Source organism: Chitinophagales bacterium, from assembly GCA_020636495.1.
Classification (GTDB): Bacteria; Bacteroidota; Bacteroidia; order Chitinophagales; family Chitinophagaceae; genus UBA5543.
Map to the genome: position 1 here is coordinate 664,422 of JACJXQ010000008.1, position 23,877 is coordinate 688,298.

Genomic DNA, 23,877 nt, shown 5'->3' on the forward strand with positions numbered 1-23,877 from the left:
GATTAAATAAGTGTATCAAATTTTCTTTTACGCAACATAGCCTCCAGGTGGGATAGGAGGCTATGCTTATATTGAGTTGTCAAATATTTATTAAAAAACGTAGTCCTATGGCCTCAAAAGCATTAACGCTATCATTATAGCTATTGCAATAGCAGCTATTGTATAAAAGGCGAGCGTTATTTTCGTACTACTATTATATCCTATTTTATTCTTTGTGCTTTCAGCCTGTGTAGCTTTGTAATATTTGCTAGAATATAAATTGTGATAGAATGTTAGTAAATACAGTATTATACTGTACGACGAAATGCTTAAAAGGTCATACGCGGATAAAATAATGCTTGGTTTAATATTGCTGGCAAAAATAAGTGCGAGTAATAAGCCATGTGAGAACAAAAAGGCAGTCTGAAATGATTTTTGCCTGACAAGTTTAATATGATCACTATCATTTTTTTCTTTGCTAAAAGCTATGATATATAAGCCAAATATCATTCCCCATTCAAACAAAGTATATTGTTGAGTGTTAGTTAGCCTTTCAATGACTGACATGTCAGATATGCGCACTATCATCATTACAATTAAACTAATTGTCGATAAGATTATCCCGACGATTTTCATCTGGTAATTCAAAATGATATTCAATTGTTTCATTGTATTCATATTTATTTATGCCTGAATAAAATTATAGAGTGTTTTCTGGTAATCTGATTCATAAGTACACTGGTTAAGCAGTATTTTAGTCACTAACACCAAGTGATATTGCTCCTGCTATAAGAATACCTAGAGGTCCTGCCGCAAAAAAGCCGGCACCGGCTATTGCATCTGCAATAATGGTAAGCTGACCATTAGAAATTTGCCTGGCTGTGTTTTCTGGATGGTTAGTTTCCCAGTTTGACCAATAATCGTGTGAACTTTCTACGATTGATTTGAATGCGGTAAATATCTCAATATCTGATGAGGTATAATTAGACTGATTTACAGAGTTGATAGCTGACAGACAGTCTTCATAACTTAATGACACATCCACAATGTCATAAAGGTCGTCATGTAGTTCTTGAGAAATAGCTCCTGTAGATAACATGTCTGATAGCATATTTCTGTAAAATGTCGTCCCCTGTGTAGCAGTCATATTGTGCACACCCAGCATGTTATTGAATAAAGTACTATTAACCGCACCGCTGATTTCTTGAGATGTGATCTCATCAAAACCATCTTCCGGATATTGAGCATCCATTTCTTCTGCCATAGTTGTTACCAAGGTAGTGAAATCATAAGATACAGCATCGGCCCAATAATACTCAGAAAGAGATAGCGCGTCATTATGTGCTTGTCCCCATTGGTTATAATTAATATCAGCAAGGGCTGGGCTATCGAAGGATTTTTTGTTTTCTTCGATATTTTGCTTTTTACAAGCAACAAATGTCATAGCACCTATAGCTATCGTGGCTATTGTCGGGAATAAAATTTTCGAAAGTTTCATAATTAGTTAAGTTTTAAAGGTTTTCCTACTCTTTTTCTACGCTTTTCGGATTACGCGTACAAGCTATCTTGATGGTGAACCGGTTCGTCAGATACTTTTGCACTACAAATATCCGAATCCTGCGATTTTAGGGTACCCAAAAAAAGATGGTGTTCTATATGACATTTTATGGGTAGGGCTGAATTAACAAAAAGGGAGGATAATTATTATCCTCCCTTTTTGTATGTCTTACTTAAGATTGCTTTTCCCAATTCGACCTTAATAATATCTCGTACACGATAAAGATAAAGGTCAGGTCTCCCGGTATACGATTTTAAGCTTCTTTGCCTGTATGAGCTGATTATATGGTAGTTGTCTTAAAGATGAGGCATACATAAAAAGGGACACTACATGTTTATATCATGTAGCGTCCCTTTTTTGATCATGAATATAGTTTTCTTAAAAATTTCCACCTGTATATAGGAAATATAAGTTTCCAGATATCTTTTTGATCAATCAGTCCCAGATGTATGAGTCTTATGCCATCCACAATAGGTCTGTATACAAGTGAATATATCAGAAGCAATATTATCGAGTATCGGAGTTCTACATAAAACAACATGTACAAGATGAAAAATACAGGTGTTAATATGAGTATCCAATATAAATACTTATTCATAGCTGAGTTGTTTGATTAATAGATACTTTATATACAGAAATTGATGTTAGTAGTTTGCTTTTACTGTCTCACCAATTGCACATGCAGCTGCAACGCAACCACCAATACCCGGGTCAACCAGGGTCCCTAACCACAAACCTACTGATACCCAACCTCTGTTGGTATAGAAATCAGTTATACAATCCATAACATTCTGACCGGACGGAGCAACAGCACGAGCTTCATTATTTGCCTGGTCCCATTCAATTGTATACATCAAATTGTTAGAACTGTTATAGAATTCAATCTCTTTGTAGGTAGAAGATATGTTGTTTATTTTCAATATCATATAGTCTGTATATGCAGAAAGTTCGCTATTATATATTACTGCCAGCGCATATTGAATGTTACCAAAGCTGTTGGTTGAGTAAGCATAATAGGTTGAAACAGACAAATCATAACCGGTTGTTAGTGAAAGGTCCTGAGTATTGAATATCACAGTTTCAAGAACACCATTATTATCGTGTTGTATACTGCTAACATTATTTGAAATGTATGTGTTGACATCTGTAACTGTTGTAGGGTTGGTAACACTGGTTGTTTCAAATGGACCATATCCGTCTTCTTCAGTAGCAAGTGCTTTTTGATTGACAGTTTCTACTTTTGAGATTTGGTTATTTTTTTTACAAGAGTAAAGGCCAACTGTTGTAAATAACAATATTCCCAGTCCAGCAGTTATTAATACATATTTTTTCATAATTAGTTAAGTTTTTTAGGTTTTCCTACTCTGTTTCTACGCTTTTCGGATTACGCGTACAAGCTATCTTAATGGTGAACCGGTTCGTCAGATATTTTGCACTACAAATATCATAACTATACCATTTCACTATACCCTAAAAAAGATGGTGTTTGAAATGACATTTTATTTTGGAAAGACTGAAGTAAATGTGAAGGGAGGATAATTATTATCCTCCCTTTTTGTATGTCTTACTTAAGATTGCTTTTCCCAATTCGACCTTAGTAATATATCGTACGCGATGAAGATAAAGGTCAGGTCTCCTGGTATAAGTGTGAGAAATAGTGGCCAATATATACCTTTTTTTATTTGAATTTTTTCCCAATAAGATTCCATATTACCCTATACAGTATGTATATAACATACAGGAGTAATTGTATTATTATGAGCTGTGCAACGAGTTGTAAACAACTTTCGATGTTTAACTCATTCATATTATAGAGATTAATTGCACGTAAAATACCCACAATTAAAAGAGGGATAGGGAAAAGTGGCGTCTTAGAGAGAAAGATATTCTTCATTGTATTATCCTTGTTCTGAAAGGTTGAATTAAAAAAGAATGTCTTGAAGTTTACTCATTGCGGAACCATCCATTGCCCCTTTAACAACACCTGCAAAAAAACCTAATAGGGCACCATAGCCACTCCATCCGAAAGTTACAGTATAGTAAACACCTTCCACAGCTGCACCTACTACATCAGCCTTGAGTGTTCCTGGTACAGCTTCTTGTCTTGCTGGTGAACCGGTTCGTCAGATATTTTTGCACTACAAATATCCGAATCCTACAATATTGCGGTACCCTAAAAAATGGGGGTATTTGTAATAACATTTTATTGAAGAAGGTACTGAGTTAAATGTAAAAGGGAGGATATAAAATATCCTCCCTTTAGTATGTCTGACTTAAGATTGCTTTTTCCAGTTCGACCTTAATAATATCTCGTACGCGATAAAGATAAAGGTCAGGTCTCCCAGCATAAGTGTGAGAAATAGCGGCCAATAAATACCTTTATATTCAATGTAGGAATTGAGGCCTACAGCGGCGATACCTAATATAAAATTCACCGCAAAAAATATCCCGAACCGCTTACTGATATATTTATCTCTTAATGACATTTGTTTAACGTTCTACTGCTCATTTTGCAGCATTACAATACAGTTCCTGATAGTTTCACCTACATTTTCTCCATATCCGGGAAAGACGTAACGAACCTTACCTTTGGTGTCTATTATAAATGTTTGAGGGTAACCCTTTATCCCAAAGCTACTAGTTGTGCCTGACGATTCTGCATTGATATACTGGTCAAAAGAATAATCAGATCTCAGGTATTTGTATATTTTTTTATTGTTTTCAAATAGTTTTACATAATATAGGTTGTGCCCCTTCTCTATATATGCGCTATCCTTGAAAAATGCATAGAAAACGATCCTTTCATCTTCAAAATGTTTTTTTATCCTGTTCAGGTCCTCGATTTCCATCATGCATGCCGGACAACCATAATACCAGAAATTAATAAGGGTGATTTGACCTGGAATATCAGTATCCGTTAAGGTATCCCCATTAATATTTCTGATGCTGAAATAAGGAAGTTCGTGATTTAGCAATTTATATTCATTTGCATAATATAGCCTGATATCTTCACCTGCCAACCTGTTAATAGGGTCGTAGTCTTTGAGTTTTTTCTGGAAGTTAGTATCTGAAGGGGTTTTTACGCGAATGTTAATTAATGTATCAGATGTTTTTTTATCAGTGAATGTAACCCTGCCTTCTCCGGATCTTGTAGGTAAGATTATTAGTTTATCGCCCTGGTATTGAACCATTAGATTGTTTGTTGCAGAGAAATTGAGTTTGAGTACGCCCAGTGCATCTAATTCCTGGAAAGTATAAATAGGTATTGTTATTGACGTGTCAATTGGCTTAGACAATTCATTTGTAGGAGTTGAACTACAGGAAGAAATGCAAAACAAACAAAATACAAAAAGGATAATTATTCTCATAGGTTTAAGATGAATTGACAGTTGTAAGGGCATTTAAATGTATGCCCTTACAACTGTATTACTCAGAATTATTCAAATGTAACAACTAACAGGTCCCCAACTGCATCTGGATCACCATTTTCATAGCTTACAGTTTCAATTGTGTAGTCTCCTTGAGGAATTGTATATCCAGCAGATATACCTAATGCAGAGGTTACAAATTCGGGTAGTACCCAGTCGCCTGGAATAGACATAACTCCATCCGCATACAGATTATTGTAGGTAGTGGAATGTAATGTCTCTTTGTCAATGATCATCATGACATTACCATCCTTGTACGCAAAAACAGCTGCACCCTCATCAACTGGATATGTATCCCCTGGGTCAGGAACTACCATGCCACCAGCAGTGATTGTAAATTCACATATACCATCTCCTGGATTACATTTAAAGGTTTCAGGACCGGTAGACTCGTAATAGCCAGATCTGTAACTTGTTGACACTGATGGAACTAATCCAAGCCAGCCTAAAATTTTGCTTATCCAACTACGTGAATAGTTATTAATATTTATTTCTTTTTTTGCAGGGGAAGATGCTTGCTCACTTTTAGTACAAGAATAAAACCCTATACTCGAGAATAGTGCTAGTGCAATACCGGTAGTAATTAATACGTACTTTTTCATAATGTTAATTATTGATTTGAGTTATTAAAGGTTTTCCTACTCTGTTTCCACGCTTTTCGGATTACGCGTACAATTTATCTATTGGTGAACCGGTTCGTCAGATACTTTGCAATACAAATATCTGAACGTAATAGCTTTGCGGTACCCTAAAAAAGATGGTATTTGAAATGACTTTTATAGGGGCAGGACTGAATTAAATGTAAAAAGGGAGAATATAAAATATTCTCCCTTTTTACTTAGTAAACGTCAGTTGTCTTATTATTCATAAAACTTCTTAAAGGGCGTAGCAGAATGCTGAACATAAGTGTAAACAATACTGTTTGGATGGTAACACCTACGACGATATTGGATACGCTGTCTTCAGGCAGGACATAGACATAGAATACGGTCCACACTACAGCCCACATAATTAGCTCAAGGGCTATTTTAAATACTTTTTTCATTGGATAGTTGTACATTTTATTAAGTGATACAGTTATAATTAGTAAACAAGCCTTACGGGGCTTATTTGCAATTACAAATATTCTCATAGCAGTGTTTTGCCATGCCATAAAAAAGATGGTATTTAAAATGTAAAATGGTTGGTATACTCCCCAATCATTTATGTCTTAAAGACGCAGGTAATACGGAAGCCCGGTAGTTATGAAGCTGATTCCTGGCTTAATTTATTGTACAGTACACGTACCAGCCCGTCAGCCAGGCCTATTTTGGGTACATATATCTCTTCAGCTCCCGACCAACGCATAATTGAGGAGTATATCTGTAAAGCAGGTACAATTACATCAGCACGGTCTGCCCTGAAGTTGTACAGGTGCATTCTTTCTTCTACCGTGCTGGCACTCAACTCTTTATAGTAGTCTTTTATCAGCTCCAATGGCAGAGGCTTGCCTTCTTTACGTTTTGATACGGAGAATATCTTGTTGATATTACCACCTGTACCTATTGCTTCCAGTGGTTGATAGTCTTTTGTATGTGTCTTTATGTACCATTTCATATGCTCCCACTGCTCTTCTGTCACCTGTTCGTTCAGCATTCGTATAGTACCAATATTAAAGGACTCTTTGAATATGGTATGATTGTTTGAGAACAGCGTTACCTCTGTGCTACCACCACCTACATCTACATACAGGTAAGATTTACTGCTGTTCATGTTATCCGCTATATGGGTCTCGTATAGTATGGTAGCTTCTTCCATGCCGCTGATGATCTGTATCTCAACACCCGTTTCATTTTTTATCTCCTCCATGATCTCAGGTCCGTTAGCAGCATCCCTCATGGCCGAAGTTGCACAGGCCTGCAGACTCTCAACTTCGTATATGTCCATCAGCAGTTTATATATCCTGATGGTATCTACCAGTTTTTTCCGCTTTTTGTCAGAAATATGCCCATGGGTAAATACGTCAAAACCCAGGCGTAGAGGTATGCGTAATAATGTAAGTTTTGTATAGTCTACCGTGCCATCTTTATAAACGGAGACCTCTGAAATAAGCAACCTTGCTGCGTTCGACCCAATATCTATAGCCGCTAATATCAACCTTTATACTTTTTCTGGTGTAAAAACGCATAGATGTCCATTTGTGAACGCACAACCGGCTCATCTGCTATACGTTTTACGTATTCGTTACGTTGTTCGTTATCTAATATACGAGCTTTTACGTTTCCTTTCAGTTGAATATTAAGTATGTGGATTAATTCCTGTTGTATTTCTTTGTCCAGAATCGGGCAGGCTGTTTCTACGCGATGGTCCAGGTTGCGCACCATCCAGTCGGCAGATGATATGAACACCTTGGGCTGCCCTCCGTTATGAAACACAAAAACACGTGCGTGCTCCAGGTACTCGTCTATTATGCTGATAGCCTGTATCGGTTTTTTAAATGCTTTCTGCTCAGTATAGGCGCAACAGCTACCCCTTATGATAAGTTTTACGTCTACTCCGGCTTTTACCGCATCATATAGCTTGCCTATCAGTATTTCGTCTACCAGGCTGTTTAGCTTGATGGTAAGCGCAGCAGTTTGGTTCTTTTTAGCAGCTTTTATCTCTTTTTCTATCAGGTCTAAAAAGAAATTACGCATGGTATTGGGCGAGACAGGCAGCAATTTGCACTTATCCAGGTGTGTGAAGTTGGGCACGGGACTTTCCAGGAAAGCGAATACACGGTTCACATCGGCAATGATATTCCGGTTGGTGGTCAGCAGGCAATGGTCGCCATAATAGCGTGCTGTATTTTCATTAAAGTTGCCTGTCGATATAAATGCGTATTGCTTTGTCTTTTTGAATTCACGCTTTTTGATCACACAAAGTTTGGCATGCACTTTCATATCAGGCAGTCCTATCAGCACTTTTACACCTTCTTCCTCCAGTCTTGTTTTCCATAGCAGGTTAGCTTCCTCGTCAAACCGTGCCCTGAGTTCCAGCACAGCCGTCACTTCTTTACCATTGCGCACGGCGTTGATAAGTGCATTCACTATTTTCGAGTCTTTGGCCAGGCGATAGCAGGTTATTTTTATACTCTGTACAAACGGGTCGATGGCTGCTTCCCGCAACAGGTCTATCACGGGGTCAAATGAGTGATAGGGGAAATTCAGCATTACATCGCGTCGCTCCATTACTTCCATAATGCGGCAAGGCTGATGCAAAAGCGGGTGTACAAACGATTTGGGGCGGGGCTGTATATCATCAAAAACCTTGTCAGGGAAATCCATAAAGTCTTTGAAGTTGTGTATCCTGCTGCCCGGTATCAGGTTATCTTTTTTCGACAGGTTCAGCCTTTTTATCAGGTAGTCCAGTAGGTTGGCGTCAATATTCCTGTCGAAAACAAAGCGTGTGGCACGTCCCCTCTTCCTGTTCTTGAGTCCGCGTTCTATCTCGTCTATTACATTGGTGCTTATGTCATTATCAATATCCAGTTCTGCATCACGGGTCACCTTGATAATGTACCCCAAAAAACGGTTGAATCCGAACGGGGCGAACAGGTTGGGCAGGTTGTACCGGATAATGTCTTCCAGTAATATGATGTCATGCTTACCTTCTTCAGACGGCATAATAATGAACCTTGGCAATACTTTGGTAGGTATCTCTATGAGTGCGTAGCGTTGCAACATAGGGTTTTGTGTATTGCCCAGCATGCAGGCCAGGTATATAGATTTATCCCGCAGCAGCGGCATATGCGGGATGCTCTCTATCATCAACGGGATGATCTGTGTCCTTACTTTATCATTAAAGTAGTTTTTGACAAATTCTTTCTGTTCGGGGCTGAGTTGTCGTTCTGTTTTGATAAATATGTTCTTGGCCTGCAGATCTGCAATTATCTCAGAAAAGGTTTCATCAAATACGATCTGCTGGTGCATTACGATCTGCTGTATGCGGGCCAGTATCTTTTCAGGGTTTTGTTCCAGGTGTATTTTGGCGGTTTTGCCCAGCCTTACCATACGGCTCAGGGTAGCTACACGCACCCTGAAAAACTCGTCCAGGTTGTTGGAGAATATGCCTATGAAACGAAGCCGGTCATAAATATAGTTTTTAGGATCCTGCGCTTCCTGCAATACACGTGCATTAAACGAAAGCCAGCTTATATCTCTTGCTATAGTATGCTTATTCGATTTCACAAATACAATATTTTGTCTTGGCAATGCTGCAAAACTAACCGCTACCACCATTATTAGTGATAGTTGTCAACATGCAACACGCACAATTTACAATTTCTTAATGTTTGTAATTACTGAACTGGTTGAGTAGCCTGCAACAAATGGTATGACCTCCACTCTGCCTCCATAGCTCATGACGAACTCTGCGCCAACTATGGTTTCTATACTGTAATCGCCACCTTTTACCAGTACATCAGGCCTGATCGTCCTGATCAGGTTTTCAGGGGTGTCTTCGTCAAACAGGCAAACAGCATCTACACACAGCAGTGATGCCAGTTGAAACAGCCTGTCCTGTTCATGGTATATGGGGCGGTCATTGCCCTTTAATTTTTTTACAGAACTATCTGAGTTAACACCCACGATCAATACATTGCCTTTATCTGCAGCATCGGCTATAAGCTCCAGGTGTCCCCTGTGCAGTATGTCAAAACAACCGTTGGTGAATACTATCTTTTTACCGGCAGAACGCCATATATTCACTCTGCGTTGCAGCACTTCAAGGTCTGTTATCTTATCTTCTATCCATTGTCGTTTATGCATCATTGGCCCTCCTGTTGTTGTATATAGGTAACAATATCAAAGAAAGCACACCAAACACTACTACAACACCTGTCTGTACGGTCCACGATACCCAACCGAATGCCAGGCCATATACTTCAGGTATGCCATAGAATACCAGTATTTTGCCTACCAGGTAAGGATAAGCACCTATACCACCCTGGGTTGTGATCATACCAATACTACCAAATATAAGCACCACAAGTGCGCCCAGCCCTGGCAGGTGCTCCAGTTGAGACATACTCCAGAAGCCCATCAGCACCAGGAACCAGTAACAGCCCCATATCAATGTGGTATATAGTAGGAACATTCCTCTCCTTTTCAATTTGAATATAGAGGCAACACCGTCGCCCAGCCCTTTTACAAACTGGCCAACCTTGGTTTGTTTGATACGCTTCAGGAATATGAAAAAGGTGATAAGCCCTACTGCAGCTATTATGATGAATATCTGAAAGTAAATGGTAGTTACTATGCCTTTGGCATTGCTGGACATGGTACCAAACAGCCCCTGGGCGTATTCACCTATCACCTCGGCCTGTAATATGAATGCCGCAATTGTAATGGCAACAAGGCATACCACATCAAAAGCACGTTCGGCCACTATAGTACCTATCATTTTATCTGCCGGTACTTTTTCATAGCGCGCCAGTACGGTACATTTGGCCACCTCGCCTGCCCGCGGCAGTACCAGGTTGCCTATATAACCTATCATTACAGCAAAGGTGGTATTAGCGGTCGACGATTTGATATCCACCTCTTCCAGTAGCAGTTTCCACCGTAAAGCACGGAAATAGTGTGATAAGAATCCTACCAGGAATATCGGTACAAGCAACCATATTCTTACGCCTTTTATGGCAGACATCATACTTGCTTTGTCCTCTTCTGACAATTGTGAGGACATATACACGATAATGGCGATGCCCAGCCCAAGGAATATGATGTATTGTAATACCGTGAGCAGGATCTTTTTATTCATAAGGGGTAGTTTATAATTTATTCCCGGCTTTCGGGAAGATGACTATAGGGGTGTGTTTTTTCGCTTCTTCAAAATCCATAATGGCAAATGATACAACAATGATCATGTCACCTACATTCACTTTGTGTGCTGCCGGTCCGTTCAGGCATATCACGCCACTGCCCCTGGGGCCTTTTATTATATAGGTCTCCAGGCGCTCCCCGTTATTCTTGTTCAATACCTGCACCTTCTCATTCTCTATCATATTGGCGGCATCCATCAGATCTTCATCTATGGTAATACTGCCCATATAATGCAGGTTCGCCTCCGTCACCTTTATATGGTGCAACTTCGACTTCATTACTTCTATCTGCATAGCGCCGCAAAGTTACTAATAAGAAATATGATTTATGACTTTATCCTATACTTTAAAGTAACTATAAGTTAATTTATATTTATAATGTTATGTGTAATATAGCAGTGTAAAACAGTACAGGCAAAAATATGGCAGTAAGCGATAAGATACAATTGAAACATCCCGCGGGTAAAAACGCTCCTAAAATCAGTGTAAAGACCTACGAACTATTCAAAACAGCTATTACACAAATACTTACCCAAACACCATTAATTACTTACTCTGACCTGGCCGATAAAGTATCAGAGTATATCAGGGACAACAGGTCCGATTTTTTTGGCTCCGTAGAATGGTTTACCGTTACTGTAAAGCAACACCTTGAATCAGAGGGTATTATCGAAACTATTATTGAAAATGGCAGGAAAATGCATAAACTGGTATAGAATTAGCGCATCTTTTTGTACCATAATTGTTTAACTTCATTCATTCAAATTCCTGACAGATGCCTCTATCAACTTTCAGCCGACCGTTATTATTCATAATACTTGCTATGTTTTCTATTAATGTATCTGCAGTTCAGTACAACGATTCATTAGTATTAAGACCCGGACCCTTTGATGCCAAAGATGTGAGTGTAAGTAGTTTGTACCCGTCACAATATGCAGGTAATGACGAAAACTTCATTTGCAATGCATGGACAGTAGGTGGCAAATTCATGATACAACGATCATATATCGGGTTCAACCTTGCTTCAATACCAGCAAACGCAAATATTACAAGTGCATACCTTTCATTGTATTGCAACACAACATCCTTGCATACGCAAAGACATTCAATGTATCCGGGTTCGCCATACGATAGCAACAAAAGCTTTTTAATGAGAGTGATTTCCGGCTGGAATGATTCTATGATATGGAATAACCAACCCGCTACAACTGCTAAGAACCAGGTCGTTGTTCCAGTTTCTACATCCAAAACACAGGATTATCTCAACATTAATGTATTAGGGATTGTAAATGATGCCTGGACTGATACTGCTAACCATGATACATCAGTTTCGTTTATGTTAAAACTTGAGACTGAGCAAACCTTCAGGTCATTGATATTTGCTTCCGGCGATCATCCTGACAGTACAAAAAGGCCATTACTGGTAGTTCATTATACCTATCAGCAGGATACAGTAGTTGACACTAATGTTATCGTGAATACTATCGTTGATAACAGAACTAAGATAAAGGTGTTTCCCAATCCCGCTGCAGACAGGGTATTTGTGAACACATCTGACATGCCTGGTGAAGGTATATCTTTATCTTTGTTTGATGTGTTGGGCCGGGTGTTATACCAGCAGGATATAACACTTAATGAAGGTAATTCTACATCTGCTATCAACTTATCAGGGTTGCCTTCGGGCACTTACCGTATAGTAATAACGCTCGATTCAAATGAACAGCATGTTTTCAAATTGCTCAAGACTTAATATTTAATACCATCTACAAAATAAAAAGGCTACCATATGGTAGCCTTTTTATGTATTTCTTTTCAGCAGCAGACTATTCACCTACCACTTCGAAATCTATTTCCAGTACGTTGTCTTTACCGAAGTCGATCTGCACTTTGTGCATACCTACTTCTTTCACATCACCTACTATTGATATACGGCGACGATCGATCTCGTATCCTTTCTGCTCGCGGATAGCGCGTGCTATCTGGATAGAAGTAACAGAACCGAATATCTTTCCGCTTGTACCGGTCTTAGCACCTACTTTCACAGGGCTGGCTTTCAGTACTTCTGTTACTTTTGCAATTTCAGCCATCAGCGCGTCTTCGCGTTTTTGCTTCTGCTTGTGACGCTCCTGCTGCATTTTCAGGTTAGCGTGACTTGCTTCCAGAGCAAATTTCTGAGGTATTAGGTAGTTGCGGGCGTATCCCGGCTTAACGTCTACCAGCTCGTGGGCAGAGCCCAGGTTGTCTACATCTTTGATTAATATGACTTGCATGATCGGTTGTTAATTACTTTAAAAGATCTGTTACATAAGGCAGCAGAGCCATCTGGCGTGCCTTTTTAATTGCTTGTGCTACTTTACGCTGATATTTCAGTGAGTTACCGGAAATACGGCGTGGAAGCATTTTACCTTGTTCGTTCAGGAACTTTTTCAAAAATTCAGGGTCTTTGTAATCAATATACTTGATACCCATTTTCTTGAAACGGCAATATTTTTTCTGACGTTGCTCAACCCTGGTTGAGGTCAGGAATTTGATATCATTTTGTCTGGCCATTGTTCAGTTTTTTTAATGTGATTAAGCAGTAACGCCCTCTTCAGTTGTTACATTACTACGCTTCTTAGCATTATACTGCACGGCGTATTTGTCTAATTTGGTGATCATGTGACGCATTACAGCCTCATCACGGTTCATCTGGATCTCCATTGCGCCGTTCATCTGAGGGTCTGCCTGGTACTCAAGTACCCAGTAAAGTCCTGTGGTCTTTTTTTCAATGGGGTAAGCAAGTGAACGTAGTCCCCATGCATTCTGGTGCACGATCTTTCCGCCTTTTTCTGTTACGTAGTCGGCGTACTTCTTTTGTGCAGCTTTGTAGTCTTCTTCAGCCAGTACAGGCGTGAAGATGATCATCAGTTCGTAATCCTGATAATTTTCTGTTGCCATAAAATAATTTACTTAGTTAAAAAATGTCCCTCATACCGGCAGCAACGCTGGATATCTACCCACAGGCAGATAGCCGGATATTTTTGGGAACGCAAAGGTAAGGCTATTTCACGTATTAATAAAATCAAACGTCAAAAATCTTAATGTCTATTTTTTATAAAGAAAAATAATAATGTATAATGTAAAAACGCCCAATAGCTAAAGCTATCAGGCGTAATACACATATGAAAAAGAATGTTTAATTATTATTGTTGAGTAGCAGTGTACACCACCTCTACACTATATGTTCCCGCCGGGAACTGGAATCCGGGGTCTGCTTTGTATTTTACGGCAAAGGTCTGGTCGCCACCTCTGTCGCAGTTCTTCAACAGGTAACTGTTATTATCGTCAATACTTCTGAACTTATAGAACGAGTATGGAGAAGAGATATAGCCACCTGTTTTATTTGCACTCACTAACAGTGATAATACATCTTTTACCTTCATTTTAGGTACTGATGTGCTGCTGCCACTGTAGCTGAAGTATTCATCATTCGATTTGACCGCCACGGTGAAGTCCTTATTACTGCGAACTTTCAACCATTGGTCTGAACTTTCTACACCGTTGGCGTAGTCATTTACTGTCACGAAGTTCAGGTTTACATCTGCACCTGTGTTATTGCCGGTACCTGTAAAAGTTATTTCTATTGCGTTCGTCAGGTTCAGTTTTACTGTCTGAGATGCCGTACTGCTGACATTCTGTGCAAATGTTACAATGTTGGTACCTGCCAGCAATACGAATAGGAGTAATTTTTTCATTTTGTGTTTTTTATTGAGTTTTAAAATAATGCGATTGAGAATTTCCGGTTTTCGATGGCATTATTTACTACTTGCTTTGTAACGCCTTTGTGGGATTAAGACAACCCTTTATAAAGGGTTGTCTTAAGTTTGTTTTGTTTGAATATATATCAGAGACCGCTTGATAAAAGTGCGGAGGGCGGTAGCGAAACCGCCACTCCGCGTTGTCAGCGATCGAGCGCTTAAAGTTGAGTAGCTGTATATACTACATCTACTGCGTAAGTACCGGCAGGGTATGCAAAACCCGGAGTAGCTTTATATTTTACTGCGAAGGTTTGGTTACCACCACGCTTACCGTTGTCTATCAGGTCCTGGTCTTTATCAGTCAGGGTAGCGTAAGTTGAGTTAGAGAACGGAGAAGCGATAGTACCACCTGTACCGTTAGCGTTTACCAGGATACCCAGAACGTCTTTTACCGGCATAGCAGGAGCAGGGGTAGTAGAACCTGTGTAAGTGAAACCTGAAGCATTAGCTTTTACAGTTACAGCGAAGTCTTTGTTAGAGCGAACTTTCAGTTCCTGGCTGGCGCTTTCTACACCGTTAGCGTAGTCGTTCACACTGTTGAAAGGGATGTTCACGTCAGCACCTGTTTTGTCGCCTGTACCTGTAAAGGTCAGTTCAATTGCGTTGCTCAGGTTCAATTTTACTGTCTGAGAAGCAGTGCTGCTTGCATTTTGAGCGTTAGCTGCGATAGCTGATGTAGCGAAGATTGCGATTGCGATTACTTTTTTCATTGTTTTGTGTTTTTGTGTTTTTTGTTGTTGAATGTTGTTTGAAATTGTTTTGTTGTTTATTGTGATACAAAAGTACATCGGCCGCTACCCCTGGCGTATCACTAACTTTAGTAGTTCTTCAAAAAGCACTTCATACGTATTATATATATGACAAAAAAAGGCCCCGGTGCGCTAACACCGGGGCCGAACTATAACAGCAAAGAATATTATTGTATCGTCAGCATTTGCCTGGCATCTGTCATGCCTTTGCTTTGAACAGACAGAATATAATTACCTGTTGCAAGACCTGTTATGTCCAGGCTTACCTTTTGGTTGCCTACGGCGCTTATGGTACGCACAACCTGCCCGGCCATATTGGTCAATGTTATTACTCCCTCCTGTATATCGTTCATTACAATATACACATTGTTGCTGGCGGGGTTAGGGTATACAGACACCACATTGACTTGTGGCACATTATTAACTCCTACGTTGAAATAGTATTCATAATACATGTAGTTGATATAGTAAGGTGTGTTGTCTTTTATACCTCCGGTATAGTCATATACATCCGTACGCACCGGGTTGCCATTGGCATCGTAAAATACTTCTGTTTCAGAGTAAGGATCCCATTTTTTAGTACCTGTGTTCCATTCTGAGTACAGTACTTTAGATGGTACCCCGTTCCCGTTGATGGTATGTATTTCCTGTTCAGAGTTTACCCATTTGGCGCCAACAGTATCCCATTCCCGGCTCTCATAAAAATTATAGATACCACTACCATTGTAGCCAATACTATCCATATAGCTGTTGCGCCAGCTGCTGTTCACGTATTCCTGGTCGGTTGTCGTTACCAGCTTTGTACCGTTGTAGGTAAAGTTGGTGCGTGAGTTGCCTGTCCACATTGTACCGTCCCAGTAGTCATACAGGTATTGCACCAGGTTCCAGCTGCCATCATAGGTATACTTGGTACGATAGGCAGGAGATGCCACGCCACCAAATTTTGTGTAGCTGCTGTCAGACAACAGGTGGCCCTGTGCATCATAGGTCATAATGGATACAAATGAGGTATCCCAGTTGCCACTGTTCCAGGTAAGACTTACATTTTTAACAGGATTGTCATTACCATCACGTACCACAACAGTTTTGTTGGTATTGGTCATCTGGCCACTATTCATCTGTTGTTGCGTGTGGTTCAGTGCCTTGTTGTTGCTGTTGTAAGAAATAAAGTCACGACCCGACAGTTGTGCGCCGCTTCCCATATCCTGGTATCTGATCACGGTGTCATATAATACATCACTTTCTATACCATAATCATTATACGATAGCTCGGAATAATCGAACATCGATCCCCTTCCGTTCGAATATACGTATTTTGATGAATCCTGCAGAGAAGGTGCGCTGCCGCTGTTGTCATAATTGGCTACCGCTGAAACGCGCCACAAGGTCGCGGTTGTTTTTGCTGCACTTTTCGAGGTCTCTGTCAGCACTTTTATACGGTCAATGCCTTTAATTCTTTCCGTTCGTGTATTTTTTGCGTGGGCTTGTGCGCTTGCTGTAGTCATAGCCAGGAGCAGGGCGCCGGTTATTAGTTTTTGCATAAGGTAAGTTTTGCGCAAATCTATAGGTGCTTTTGCATACAGCAATCAAACGCTTTGCCATAGAATTGTTAAAATAATTTCAAAATTATTATAATGCGTTATTGTTGTATATATGATTATTGACTATGATAGCCAAATGGCTTATTCGCAGCATGGGTATATGCATGAAAAAACAGCCGACCCATTGGACCGGCTGTTTAAATTTTTTGTCCCCTGCTTGCTATTGTTTGGTGATCATTTGCCTGGCAGGTGCTGCCCCTGTGTTGTGTACTGTAAGTATATAGTTGCCTGCAGGCAGGTCAGCGATATTCATAGATACCTTACTGTTATTGTTTCCTGCTTGTAAGGTGCGTACGGTCTGGCCAGTCATACTGGTTAGTGTAAGTAGTACATCTTTTTTGCCATTCAACATAATATTGAGATTATTGTTAGCCGGGTTCGGATATGCATTCAGTGCTTCTGATACAGGTGTATTACTTATTCCTTCAGGGAAGTAATACTCATAATATACATTGCTGATATAGTAAGGCGTAGGCAGTTTTATACCTCCGATATATACATACACACTTAGTCTGGTAGGGTTGTCATTACTGTCATAGGTCAGTGTCGCATCAGCTACATTGCTCCATTGTTTGGCAGTACTGTCCCATTCTGAGATATGTGCTGTCTGCGGGCGGCCATTACTGCCTATTACGCGTGTTTCCAGGTCTACATTTACCCACTCATTCAGCAGGGTATCCCATTCACGGTATTCATTATAGTTGTATACACCTCCACTGGTATATCCTGAACTGTCGTAGCTGCTGTTCACCCATCCGTTGTTATAGGATTGTTCTATTACCAGTGCGGGCTGATGATTGCTATATGTGCTGGTTGACTGCAGGCTGGAGTCAAAGCTCGTACCGTTCCAGGTAAGTGTCAGGGAATGTATCCTGTCTTTATTGCTGTCATAATCATAGTATGATACTTCGGTCGGGGTAGTAGAACCTGAACTGTAGTGATAGCTGCTGTCTTTTACCAGCAGGTTCTGGCTGTCGTAGGCATGTTCAGTCACATCTGTGGTATCCCATTGACTATTGCTTGAGTTCCATGTGAAATACACTTCTTTTACAAGGTTATTGTTCCCATCACGCACTGCCCTGTGCTCACTGGCGTTAACAAAACTCCCGCTACCCGGCATCTGCGAGGTGAATACCTTTCTCTGCGTCATGGCATCATAACTTGCGGTGTAACGGGCACTGGGTTCCAGGCCGCTGCCGCTGTTCTCAAATTTCAAAGCAGTGTCATAATTAATCAGTGCGCCCAGTCCATAGTCATCTATACTAAAGTCACTGCTGGCATTTATGTCTGATCCTCTCGAGAGGGAGTATTTGTATTTAGATGAGTCACTGGCTTCCAGCGATGTACCATTGAACGCCCAGTTGCCTGTAGCGGAGATGCGCCAAAGCGTTGCAGTGGTTTTGTTACCGCCCCCTGTACCGGTAGGGTTGGTCATTGTTCTGTACAGGTCATTTTTAAACTGCTGAACTGTAGCTTGTTGGTTCTGCGCATGTACACCCAGGCTCATGATCAGCAACGATGTGATTGGTATCAGTTTTTTCATAAGGTAGTTTTTTGCAAATCTATTGTGGTTTAATATTCAACACTCAGGGGGCTTCCCATATATTTGTTAAAATGTAAAGAGTAGCCACTCTATCTGTCTCAATACAGGTTAATCGTACAGGTGTATCAAAAGTTACAGGAATTACTTAAACAGTTTAATTGTTTTTAATAATTGTTAAATTGTTGTATATTTGTATTATTATAACCATGAAAAAAATTATACAATATATCGGGTTCTACCATACAGTAAGTGGCAGACATTTGGATGATAGACAAGCAATGATGCGGCCATTCCGGTTTGTTCACCACATTAACGAGAACAAGGACATCAATTACTTAACAACTGAGCTTGCGAACTCGTTAAGGCAAATGAACAAAGACATCAATTACTTAACAATACTTAACAATTTTGTCTATCGTATTGATAGTCAGATATTTGGAGAAGCTGCATTCTGTCTACCCGGCAACAATTCCTATATTTTACTTAACAATTCGGACCGAAGTACAAAAAACTGATCCATGCCAAATGACAATCCTATTATAAAACTATCTATGTCTGTGTGTACATTCACCTTGCTTTTTAACTACCCGGTTATGAAATACCTGCTTGCACTGACACTATTTATGCTATTAACGTATGCTGGCAGCGGCCAGCAGATACTGTTCAAAGAAACTTTCGACCAGATGCCGGGCCTCAATCTTAATGGGGGTTGGACCTCTAAACAGAGTGGGGCAGTGGGTTGGCGTACCAGCGATATGTATAACTTGTATTGTTCTTATTCCGTGGTTCCCCAGTATAAATACTGGGCAAAGGTGGCTGCTATCTCAGGCTGTTACGGCGATAAAGGCGGCCCCAGGAATAATAAGGATGTGTTTGCTTACACAAAGTCGATCAACCTGTCTGCTGTGCAGGGAGGGGTTGTGCTGAAATATGATTCCTATTTCAACCGGTTGAATGCCTACAATAAGTTTGAGAAGGCCACAGTTGAGATTTCTGTTAATGACGGAGCCTCGTGGACGGTGATACAGGATGTTCCTGCCGGGTCAGCGAAAGATTCTTTTGCAAGTTGGTACATCAATCTGTCGCAGTATGTTGGCTATGGTAACGTGCGTATTGGTTTCAGGTACAGTGATCAGGGGGTAGACCAGAAATACGGTGGTTGGGCCATAGATGATATAATACTCTACCGCCCTGCAAAAAACGACCTGGCATTGGCGCAATTCGCGCCTTTTGACCCTGCAGAGGCATATACGGCTATCAATAATACATATGTTCATACAGGAAAGGTGGTGAACATGGGGCTGGACACAGTTCATTCATTTACGGTCAGCTACAGGCGTGATAATAGTTATGTATTGTCTCAGTTGTTTAATATTGCCATACCTCCACTCGGGCAATATGATATTACACATAATGTTCCGGATACCATTGCTACCATAGGCAAGGTGAATATTACAGCCTGGGTATCGACAGCAGGAGATGCCAACACGGGCAACGATACGGTACATTCCATGCTGAACGGGGTAAATTTTATACCTAAAAAGATTGTTGCTGTAGAGGCAGGTACTGCCACGTGGGACCAGTTTGGTCCACGAGAGCTGGTATATATGGATGCACTGCACTACGATAACGATGCCTGCTTGGTAGCCGTACATACGGCTGACCCTATGGGAGTTGAGTATTATTCAGATTATTTCTACAACCTTAACTATTATTCAGGCCAGTTCTTTTTGCTGGACAGGAAATATGTAGAGCCAACAGAACTGTTCTCAGCTTTTGACAGGTATAAAAAACACTTTGGCTATGCCGACCTGGTCATGCATGGGGGAGTGTACGGAGCAAATATTGAAATAGGAGTAACCGTGAAACCGGCCATTGACATAACAGGAGATTTTAGGTTGTTGCTGGTGATAACTGAAGATAAAGTGGTTGGCACAGGTGGTGTGTGGGACCAGAAGAATGGCTATGCAGGCGGAGCTATGGGTACGATGGGAGATTACCAGAACAAGCCTGACCCTGTACCTTTAAAAGATGTGGATTATAATTATGTAGCCCGTATTATTACGCCATCACCGGGTGGTGACAAATCTTTTGCAACGGAGCTAAAATATAATGGTAACTATTACCGGAAATTTAAAATACCGCTGGAAGACAATTGGGACCCGAACAAACTGCGCGCTATTGCCATGTTATTCCGTAATGATGATACGCTGATTCTCAACAGTAACCAACTCAGCTATTTCCTGAGTGTCGCCGGTAGTGAAAAAGAGCAAGCTTTTACGGGGATCTATCCTAACCCTGCCAATGATTTTACAACCCTGGAGTTTGATGCAAAAAGTAGAGGGAAAGCTGATATTACCATCACAGACATCAGTGGCAGAACCATGGCACATATCCCTGCGGCTGAAACGGTTGTCGGGGTTAATAAGCAACGCATACCTACCGGTCAATTGCCTGATGGTTTGTATATCATAAACGTAATAACCAATGAAGCACGGCATTCACTAAAATTAAAGGTAATGCACTAACTATTTGCCTTTGAGTATGGTTTTGGCCCTGGCCCTGAAGGCCGCTGTACAGCCTTGTTCCAGTTGGTCTTCTATTATGGCCTTAAGTTCCTGCTTTATTTCAGGATAGCTCTTTGAAAGATGGTCCAGTACCGTCATAGAAAATACCCTTACGGCTATAGCTTCATTGGGGTCGGCCAGCATATCAAAGCAGGTGTTCATCACTTCGCCGTGCAGATGTTCGGGTATATCTACATATTGCAACACGCGTACTACATTGCGTTTCACGGCTATATGCACATCAGGGTCTTGCATGCGTTTTACCAGTTGATCAAGATAGGGCTGCAGTGCTTGGGGATGATCGTCTGCTATTTTGCCCAGCGCATGGGCCGCCATTTGCACTACACGGTATTCGTCAGTGAGAAAGATATGTAGGAACTCCTGCATGCGTTTGGGAGTGGTTACTACCCATGCGGCTATTTGCTCCGCAACTTCTTTGGAGTTGTCTTTCAGTAGTTCTTCCCGGATGTTCATACGCAAATATGAGGAAAGATTTTCTTTTTGTATTTCGGGTTCACATTTTACATTCGCAGTCCTAAACAGAGACACGGATGATGGAATATGCTAATACAGTAGCCGGGAAACTTGGATTGAAAGAAAATCATGTAACAGCGGTATTGGAGTTGCTGGCAGAGGGTGCTACGATACCGTTTATAGCCCGCTATCGTAAAGACCGTACAGGTGCCCTGGATGAAGTGCAGATACAGCAGATACAGGATGAGGCAAGATCACAAAAGGAATTTGCAGACAGGAAGGCCTTTATAGAAAAGACCATTACAGAGCAGGAGAAGATGACGGAGGAGTTGCAGGCGAAGATAAATGCAGCTACTACTATTGCAGAACTGGAAGATATATACCTACCATACAAACCCAAACGCAAAACAAGGGCAACAGTGGCGCGTGAGAATGGATTGGAACCTTTGGCGACTATGATATTTGAACAGGGCGATATAGACCCGGCAGCAGAGGCAGAAAAGTTCCTAACAGAAAATGTAAAATCAACAGATGATGCTTTGCAGGGTGCAAGGGATATCATTGCCGAAATAGTGAATGAAGATGCGGAGATACGTGCCAAGATGCGTAACCTGTTTGAACGTGAAGCATCGGTTACCAGTAAGATAGTAACAGGTAAGGAGGCAGAAGGCGCCAAGTATAAAGACTACTTCGATTTTTCTGAGCCTGTGACGAAAATACCTTCGCATCGGGTATTGGCGGTAATGCGTGGTTTCATGGAAGGGTTCCTGAGACTGGGTTTCTCTCCCGATGAAGAAATAGCACTGGCTATACTTGAAAAGCAGTATGTGAAAGGTAATAACGCTGCTGCCGATCAGGTGAAGAAAGCAGTGAAAGAAGCTTACCGCAGGTTGTTGCAAACGGGTATGGAAAGCGAGATAAGAATGGCGTTGAAGGTACAGGCCGATGAAGAAGCGATAAGTGTATTCGCCGAGAACCTGCGCCAGTTGTTGTTGAGTTCTCCGCTGGGTGGCAAAAGACTTATGGCTGTCGACCCCGGCTATCGTACAGGTTGCAAAGTGGTTTGCCTGGATGAAAAGGGCGATCTGAAAAAGACCGACTTGATATATGTACACGAAAAGAACAGGCTGGACGATGCCGAGCATAAAGTGCGCATGCTGGTGCAGCAATACAATATACAGGCTATTGCCGTAGGAGACGGAACCGCAGGCAGGGAAACTGAGCAGTTCATCAAGAAACTGGACCTGAAGATACCGGTATTCCTGGTGAATGAGGACGGAGCTTCCATCTACTCCGCTTCTGAAATAGCGAGGGAAGAGTTCCCCAATGAGGACATTACGGTACGTGGTTCAGTAAGTATCGGTCGCAGGCTGATGGACCCGCTGGCAGAATTGGTAAAGCTGGATCCTAAGAGCATAGGTGTGGGTCAATACCAGCACGACGTGAACCAGGTGAGATTGAAAGATAAGCTTGACCAGACAGTGATCAGTTGTGTGAATATGGTAGGTGTTAACCTGAACACGGCAAGTAAACACTTGTTGAGTTATGTGAGTGGTATCGGCCCTTCTATAGCGGAGAACATTGTGAAGTACAGGAACGAATCAGGCGGCTTTACATCGCGTAAACAACTGATGCAGGTACCACGACTGGGAAGTAAAGCATACGAACAGTGTGCTGGTTTCCTGAGGGTGAAAGAAGGTGAGAACCCGCTGGATGCCAGTGCCGTACACCCTGAAAGTTATGCTATCGTCAATAGTATGGCGAAAGACCTGGGTGTGGAGGTAAGCAAACTGATAGGCAATGAAGAACTGCTGAAACAACTGGACGTTAAGAAGTATATCACGGGCGAAACGGGAGCGCATACGATACAGGATATCATCAACGAATTGAAGAAACCCGGTCTTGACCCACGTAGCGAGGCACAGGCTTTTGAATTTGCAAATATCTACGGTATAGAAGATGTACATGTAGGTTTGGTAGTACCGGGTATTGTTACTAACCTGACCCGTTTTGGTGCGTTTGTAGATATAGGTGTTAAACAGGATGGTCTTGTACACGTATCAGAGATAGCGCATAAATACATCACCGATCCTAATGAGGTGTTGAAGCTGAACGACCAGGTAATGGTAAAGGTGCTGGAAGTAGATATGGACAGGAAAAGGATAGCGCTATCGATAAAACAGACGCAGGAAGCACCGGCACGCCAGGACAGGGGCCGTACAGACAGGCCACAGGGTGGTAATAACAGACAGAAGGAAGCCCCGAGTGCAAATATGAATGACGCTCTTAGCCTGCTGAAGAAAAAATTCGGGAAGTAGAACAAACCTTTTTGTTGGAAA

22 protein-coding genes are annotated in these 23,877 nt (G+C 41.2%); 4 read left to right on the forward strand and 18 right to left on the reverse strand.

Translation table 11 applies throughout. The features are described 5' to 3' along the window. Positions 1 to 733: 733 nt before the first annotated feature. The 10 genes from H6550_03000 to H6550_03045 all read right to left on the reverse strand — a co-directional run bounded on the left by H6550_03000 (position 734) and on the right by H6550_03045 (position 11,101). Complete coding sequence (locus H6550_03000) at positions 734 to 1,477, reverse strand: hypothetical protein (GenBank protein MCB9045089.1); 744 nt, start codon at positions 1,475 to 1,477, stop codon at positions 734 to 736. A gap of 704 nt (positions 1,478 to 2,181) precedes the next feature. Then, positions 2,182 to 2,871, reverse strand: a complete 690-nt coding sequence (locus tag H6550_03005; protein ID MCB9045090.1) for a hypothetical protein — start codon at positions 2,869 to 2,871, stop codon at positions 2,182 to 2,184. A gap of 1,164 nt (positions 2,872 to 4,035) precedes the next feature. After that, positions 4,036 to 4,905, reverse strand: a complete 870-nt coding sequence (locus H6550_03010) for a TlpA family protein disulfide reductase (GenBank protein MCB9045091.1) — start codon at positions 4,903 to 4,905, stop codon at positions 4,036 to 4,038. 68 nt (positions 4,906 to 4,973) lie between these two features. Then, a complete protein-coding gene (locus H6550_03015) occupies positions 4,974 to 5,567 on the reverse strand; it encodes a hypothetical protein (protein ID MCB9045092.1) in 594 nt (197 codons plus the stop codon). Between the two features lie 236 nt (positions 5,568 to 5,803). Then, complete coding sequence (locus H6550_03020) at positions 5,804 to 6,010, reverse strand: hypothetical protein (protein ID MCB9045093.1); 207 nt, start codon at positions 6,008 to 6,010, stop codon at positions 5,804 to 5,806. Between the two features lie 197 nt (positions 6,011 to 6,207). Then, a complete protein-coding gene (locus H6550_03025) occupies positions 6,208 to 7,101 on the reverse strand; it encodes an exopolyphosphatase (protein ID MCB9045094.1) in 894 nt (297 codons plus the stop codon). Further along, positions 7,098 to 9,224, reverse strand: a complete 2,127-nt coding sequence (gene ppk1 / locus H6550_03030) for a polyphosphate kinase 1 (protein ID MCB9045095.1) — start codon at positions 9,222 to 9,224, stop codon at positions 7,098 to 7,100. The genes H6550_03025 and ppk1 overlap by 4 nt, the downstream gene beginning before the upstream one ends. Before the next feature lie 36 nt (positions 9,225 to 9,260). After that, positions 9,261 to 9,752, reverse strand: a complete 492-nt coding sequence (gene rfaE2, locus H6550_03035; protein ID MCB9045096.1) for a D-glycero-beta-D-manno-heptose 1-phosphate adenylyltransferase — start codon at positions 9,750 to 9,752, stop codon at positions 9,261 to 9,263. Further along, on the reverse strand, positions 9,745 to 10,746 hold the full coding sequence (locus H6550_03040; GenBank protein MCB9045097.1) for a flippase-like domain-containing protein: 1,002 nt from the start codon (positions 10,744 to 10,746) through the stop codon (positions 9,745 to 9,747). The genes rfaE2 and H6550_03040 overlap by 8 nt, the downstream gene beginning before the upstream one ends. A gap of 10 nt (positions 10,747 to 10,756) precedes the next feature. Continuing rightward, complete coding sequence (locus H6550_03045) at positions 10,757 to 11,101, reverse strand: aspartate 1-decarboxylase (protein ID MCB9045098.1); 345 nt, start codon at positions 11,099 to 11,101, stop codon at positions 10,757 to 10,759. 128 nt (positions 11,102 to 11,229) lie between these two features. Between H6550_03045 and H6550_03050 the strand changes: the two genes are divergently transcribed. Then, the gene (locus tag H6550_03050; GenBank protein MCB9045099.1) at positions 11,230 to 11,523 is read left to right on the forward strand and encodes a hypothetical protein; all 294 of its coding nucleotides are present in this window, start codon (positions 11,230 to 11,232) and stop codon (positions 11,521 to 11,523) included. Positions 11,524 to 11,630: 107 nt separating this feature from the next. Continuing rightward, entirely contained in the window at positions 11,631 to 12,557 is a 927-nt protein-coding gene (locus tag H6550_03055; protein MCB9045100.1) for a T9SS type A sorting domain-containing protein, read from the forward strand. A gap of 73 nt (positions 12,558 to 12,630) precedes the next feature. Here the strand turns inward: H6550_03055 and H6550_03060 are convergent, their stop codons facing one another. The 7 genes from H6550_03060 to H6550_03090 form a co-directional block, all read right to left on the reverse strand. Beyond that, positions 12,631 to 13,077 carry a 50S ribosomal protein L9 gene (locus H6550_03060; GenBank protein ID MCB9045101.1) on the reverse strand — a complete coding sequence of 149 codons (447 nt, stop codon included), beginning with the start codon at positions 13,075 to 13,077 and terminating at the stop codon, positions 12,631 to 12,633. A gap of 13 nt (positions 13,078 to 13,090) precedes the next feature. After that, complete coding sequence (locus H6550_03065) at positions 13,091 to 13,357, reverse strand: 30S ribosomal protein S18 (GenBank protein ID MCB9045102.1); 267 nt, start codon at positions 13,355 to 13,357, stop codon at positions 13,091 to 13,093. A gap of 21 nt (positions 13,358 to 13,378) precedes the next feature. Next, positions 13,379 to 13,744: a 30S ribosomal protein S6 gene (gene rpsF / locus H6550_03070; protein ID MCB9045103.1), complete on the reverse strand. Its 366-nt coding sequence runs from the start codon at positions 13,742 to 13,744 to the stop codon at positions 13,379 to 13,381. A gap of 245 nt (positions 13,745 to 13,989) precedes the next feature. After that, positions 13,990 to 14,541: a hypothetical protein gene (locus H6550_03075; GenBank protein MCB9045104.1), complete on the reverse strand. Its 552-nt coding sequence runs from the start codon at positions 14,539 to 14,541 to the stop codon at positions 13,990 to 13,992. A gap of 221 nt (positions 14,542 to 14,762) precedes the next feature. After that, positions 14,763 to 15,314: a hypothetical protein gene (locus H6550_03080; protein ID MCB9045105.1), complete on the reverse strand. Its 552-nt coding sequence runs from the start codon at positions 15,312 to 15,314 to the stop codon at positions 14,763 to 14,765. Positions 15,315 to 15,520: 206 nt separating this feature from the next. Next, positions 15,521 to 16,894, reverse strand: a complete 1,374-nt coding sequence (locus H6550_03085; protein MCB9045106.1) for a T9SS type A sorting domain-containing protein — start codon at positions 16,892 to 16,894, stop codon at positions 15,521 to 15,523. 220 nt (positions 16,895 to 17,114) lie between these two features. Continuing rightward, positions 17,115 to 18,497 (reverse strand): T9SS type A sorting domain-containing protein, encoded by a 1,383-nt coding sequence (locus H6550_03090; GenBank protein MCB9045107.1) that lies wholly within the window; start codon positions 18,495 to 18,497, stop codon positions 17,115 to 17,117. 593 nt (positions 18,498 to 19,090) lie between these two features. Between H6550_03090 and H6550_03095 the strand changes: the two genes are divergently transcribed. Continuing rightward, positions 19,091 to 21,025, forward strand: coding sequence for a T9SS type A sorting domain-containing protein (locus tag H6550_03095; protein MCB9045108.1), 1,935 nt, complete (start codon positions 19,091 to 19,093; stop codon positions 21,023 to 21,025). Here H6550_03095 and H6550_03100 read toward each other — a convergent pair whose 3' ends face one another. Further along, positions 21,026 to 21,544 (reverse strand): hypothetical protein, encoded by a 519-nt coding sequence (locus H6550_03100; protein ID MCB9045109.1) that lies wholly within the window; start codon positions 21,542 to 21,544, stop codon positions 21,026 to 21,028. A gap of 74 nt (positions 21,545 to 21,618) precedes the next feature. Between H6550_03100 and H6550_03105 the strand changes: the two genes are divergently transcribed. Further along, entirely contained in the window at positions 21,619 to 23,856 is a 2,238-nt protein-coding gene (locus H6550_03105; protein MCB9045110.1) for an RNA-binding transcriptional accessory protein, read from the forward strand. Positions 23,857 to 23,877: the final 21 nt, after the last annotated feature.

Excerpts from the sequence above, each read along its gene's own strand:
- H6550_03050 (MCB9045099.1), top strand. The coding sequence starts at position 11,230 with ATGGCAGTAAGCGATAAGATACAATTGAAACATCCCGCGGGTAAAAAC.
- rpsF (MCB9045103.1), bottom strand. The coding sequence starts at position 13,744 with ATGGCAACAGAAAATTATCAGGATTACGAACTGATGATCATCTTCACG.
- H6550_03065 (MCB9045102.1), bottom strand. The coding sequence starts at position 13,357 with ATGGCCAGACAAAATGATATCAAATTCCTGACCTCAACCAGGGTTGAG.
- H6550_03055 (MCB9045100.1), top strand. The coding sequence starts at position 11,631 with ATGTTTTCTATTAATGTATCTGCAGTTCAGTACAACGATTCATTAGTA.
- H6550_03095 (MCB9045108.1), top strand. The coding sequence starts at position 19,091 with ATGAAATACCTGCTTGCACTGACACTATTTATGCTATTAACGTATGCT.
- H6550_03060 (MCB9045101.1), bottom strand. The coding sequence starts at position 13,077 with ATGCAAGTCATATTAATCAAAGATGTAGACAACCTGGGCTCTGCCCAC.
- H6550_03040 (MCB9045097.1), bottom strand. The coding sequence starts at position 10,746 with ATGAATAAAAAGATCCTGCTCACGGTATTACAATACATCATATTCCTT.
- H6550_03015 (MCB9045092.1), bottom strand. The coding sequence starts at position 5,567 with ATGAAAAAGTACGTATTAATTACTACCGGTATTGCACTAGCACTATTC.
- H6550_03010 (MCB9045091.1), bottom strand. The coding sequence starts at position 4,905 with ATGAGAATAATTATCCTTTTTGTATTTTGTTTGTTTTGCATTTCTTCC.
- H6550_03080 (MCB9045105.1), bottom strand. The coding sequence starts at position 15,314 with ATGAAAAAAGTAATCGCAATCGCAATCTTCGCTACATCAGCTATCGCA.
- H6550_03005 (MCB9045090.1), bottom strand. The coding sequence starts at position 2,871 with ATGAAAAAATATGTATTAATAACTGCTGGACTGGGAATATTGTTATTT.
- rfaE2 (MCB9045096.1), bottom strand. The coding sequence starts at position 9,752 with ATGCATAAACGACAATGGATAGAAGATAAGATAACAGACCTTGAAGTG.
- H6550_03045 (MCB9045098.1), bottom strand. The coding sequence starts at position 11,101 with ATGCAGATAGAAGTAATGAAGTCGAAGTTGCACCATATAAAGGTGACG.
- ppk1 (MCB9045095.1), bottom strand. The coding sequence starts at position 9,224 with ATGGTGGTAGCGGTTAGTTTTGCAGCATTGCCAAGACAAAATATTGTA.
- H6550_03020 (MCB9045093.1), bottom strand. The coding sequence starts at position 6,010 with ATGAAAAAAGTATTTAAAATAGCCCTTGAGCTAATTATGTGGGCTGTA.
- H6550_03105 (MCB9045110.1), top strand. The coding sequence starts at position 21,619 with ATGGAATATGCTAATACAGTAGCCGGGAAACTTGGATTGAAAGAAAAT.
- H6550_03085 (MCB9045106.1), bottom strand. The coding sequence starts at position 16,894 with ATGCAAAAACTAATAACCGGCGCCCTGCTCCTGGCTATGACTACAGCA.
- H6550_03075 (MCB9045104.1), bottom strand. The coding sequence starts at position 14,541 with ATGAAAAAATTACTCCTATTCGTATTGCTGGCAGGTACCAACATTGTA.
- H6550_03000 (MCB9045089.1), bottom strand. The coding sequence starts at position 1,477 with ATGAAACTTTCGAAAATTTTATTCCCGACAATAGCCACGATAGCTATA.
- H6550_03090 (MCB9045107.1), bottom strand. The coding sequence starts at position 18,497 with ATGAAAAAACTGATACCAATCACATCGTTGCTGATCATGAGCCTGGGT.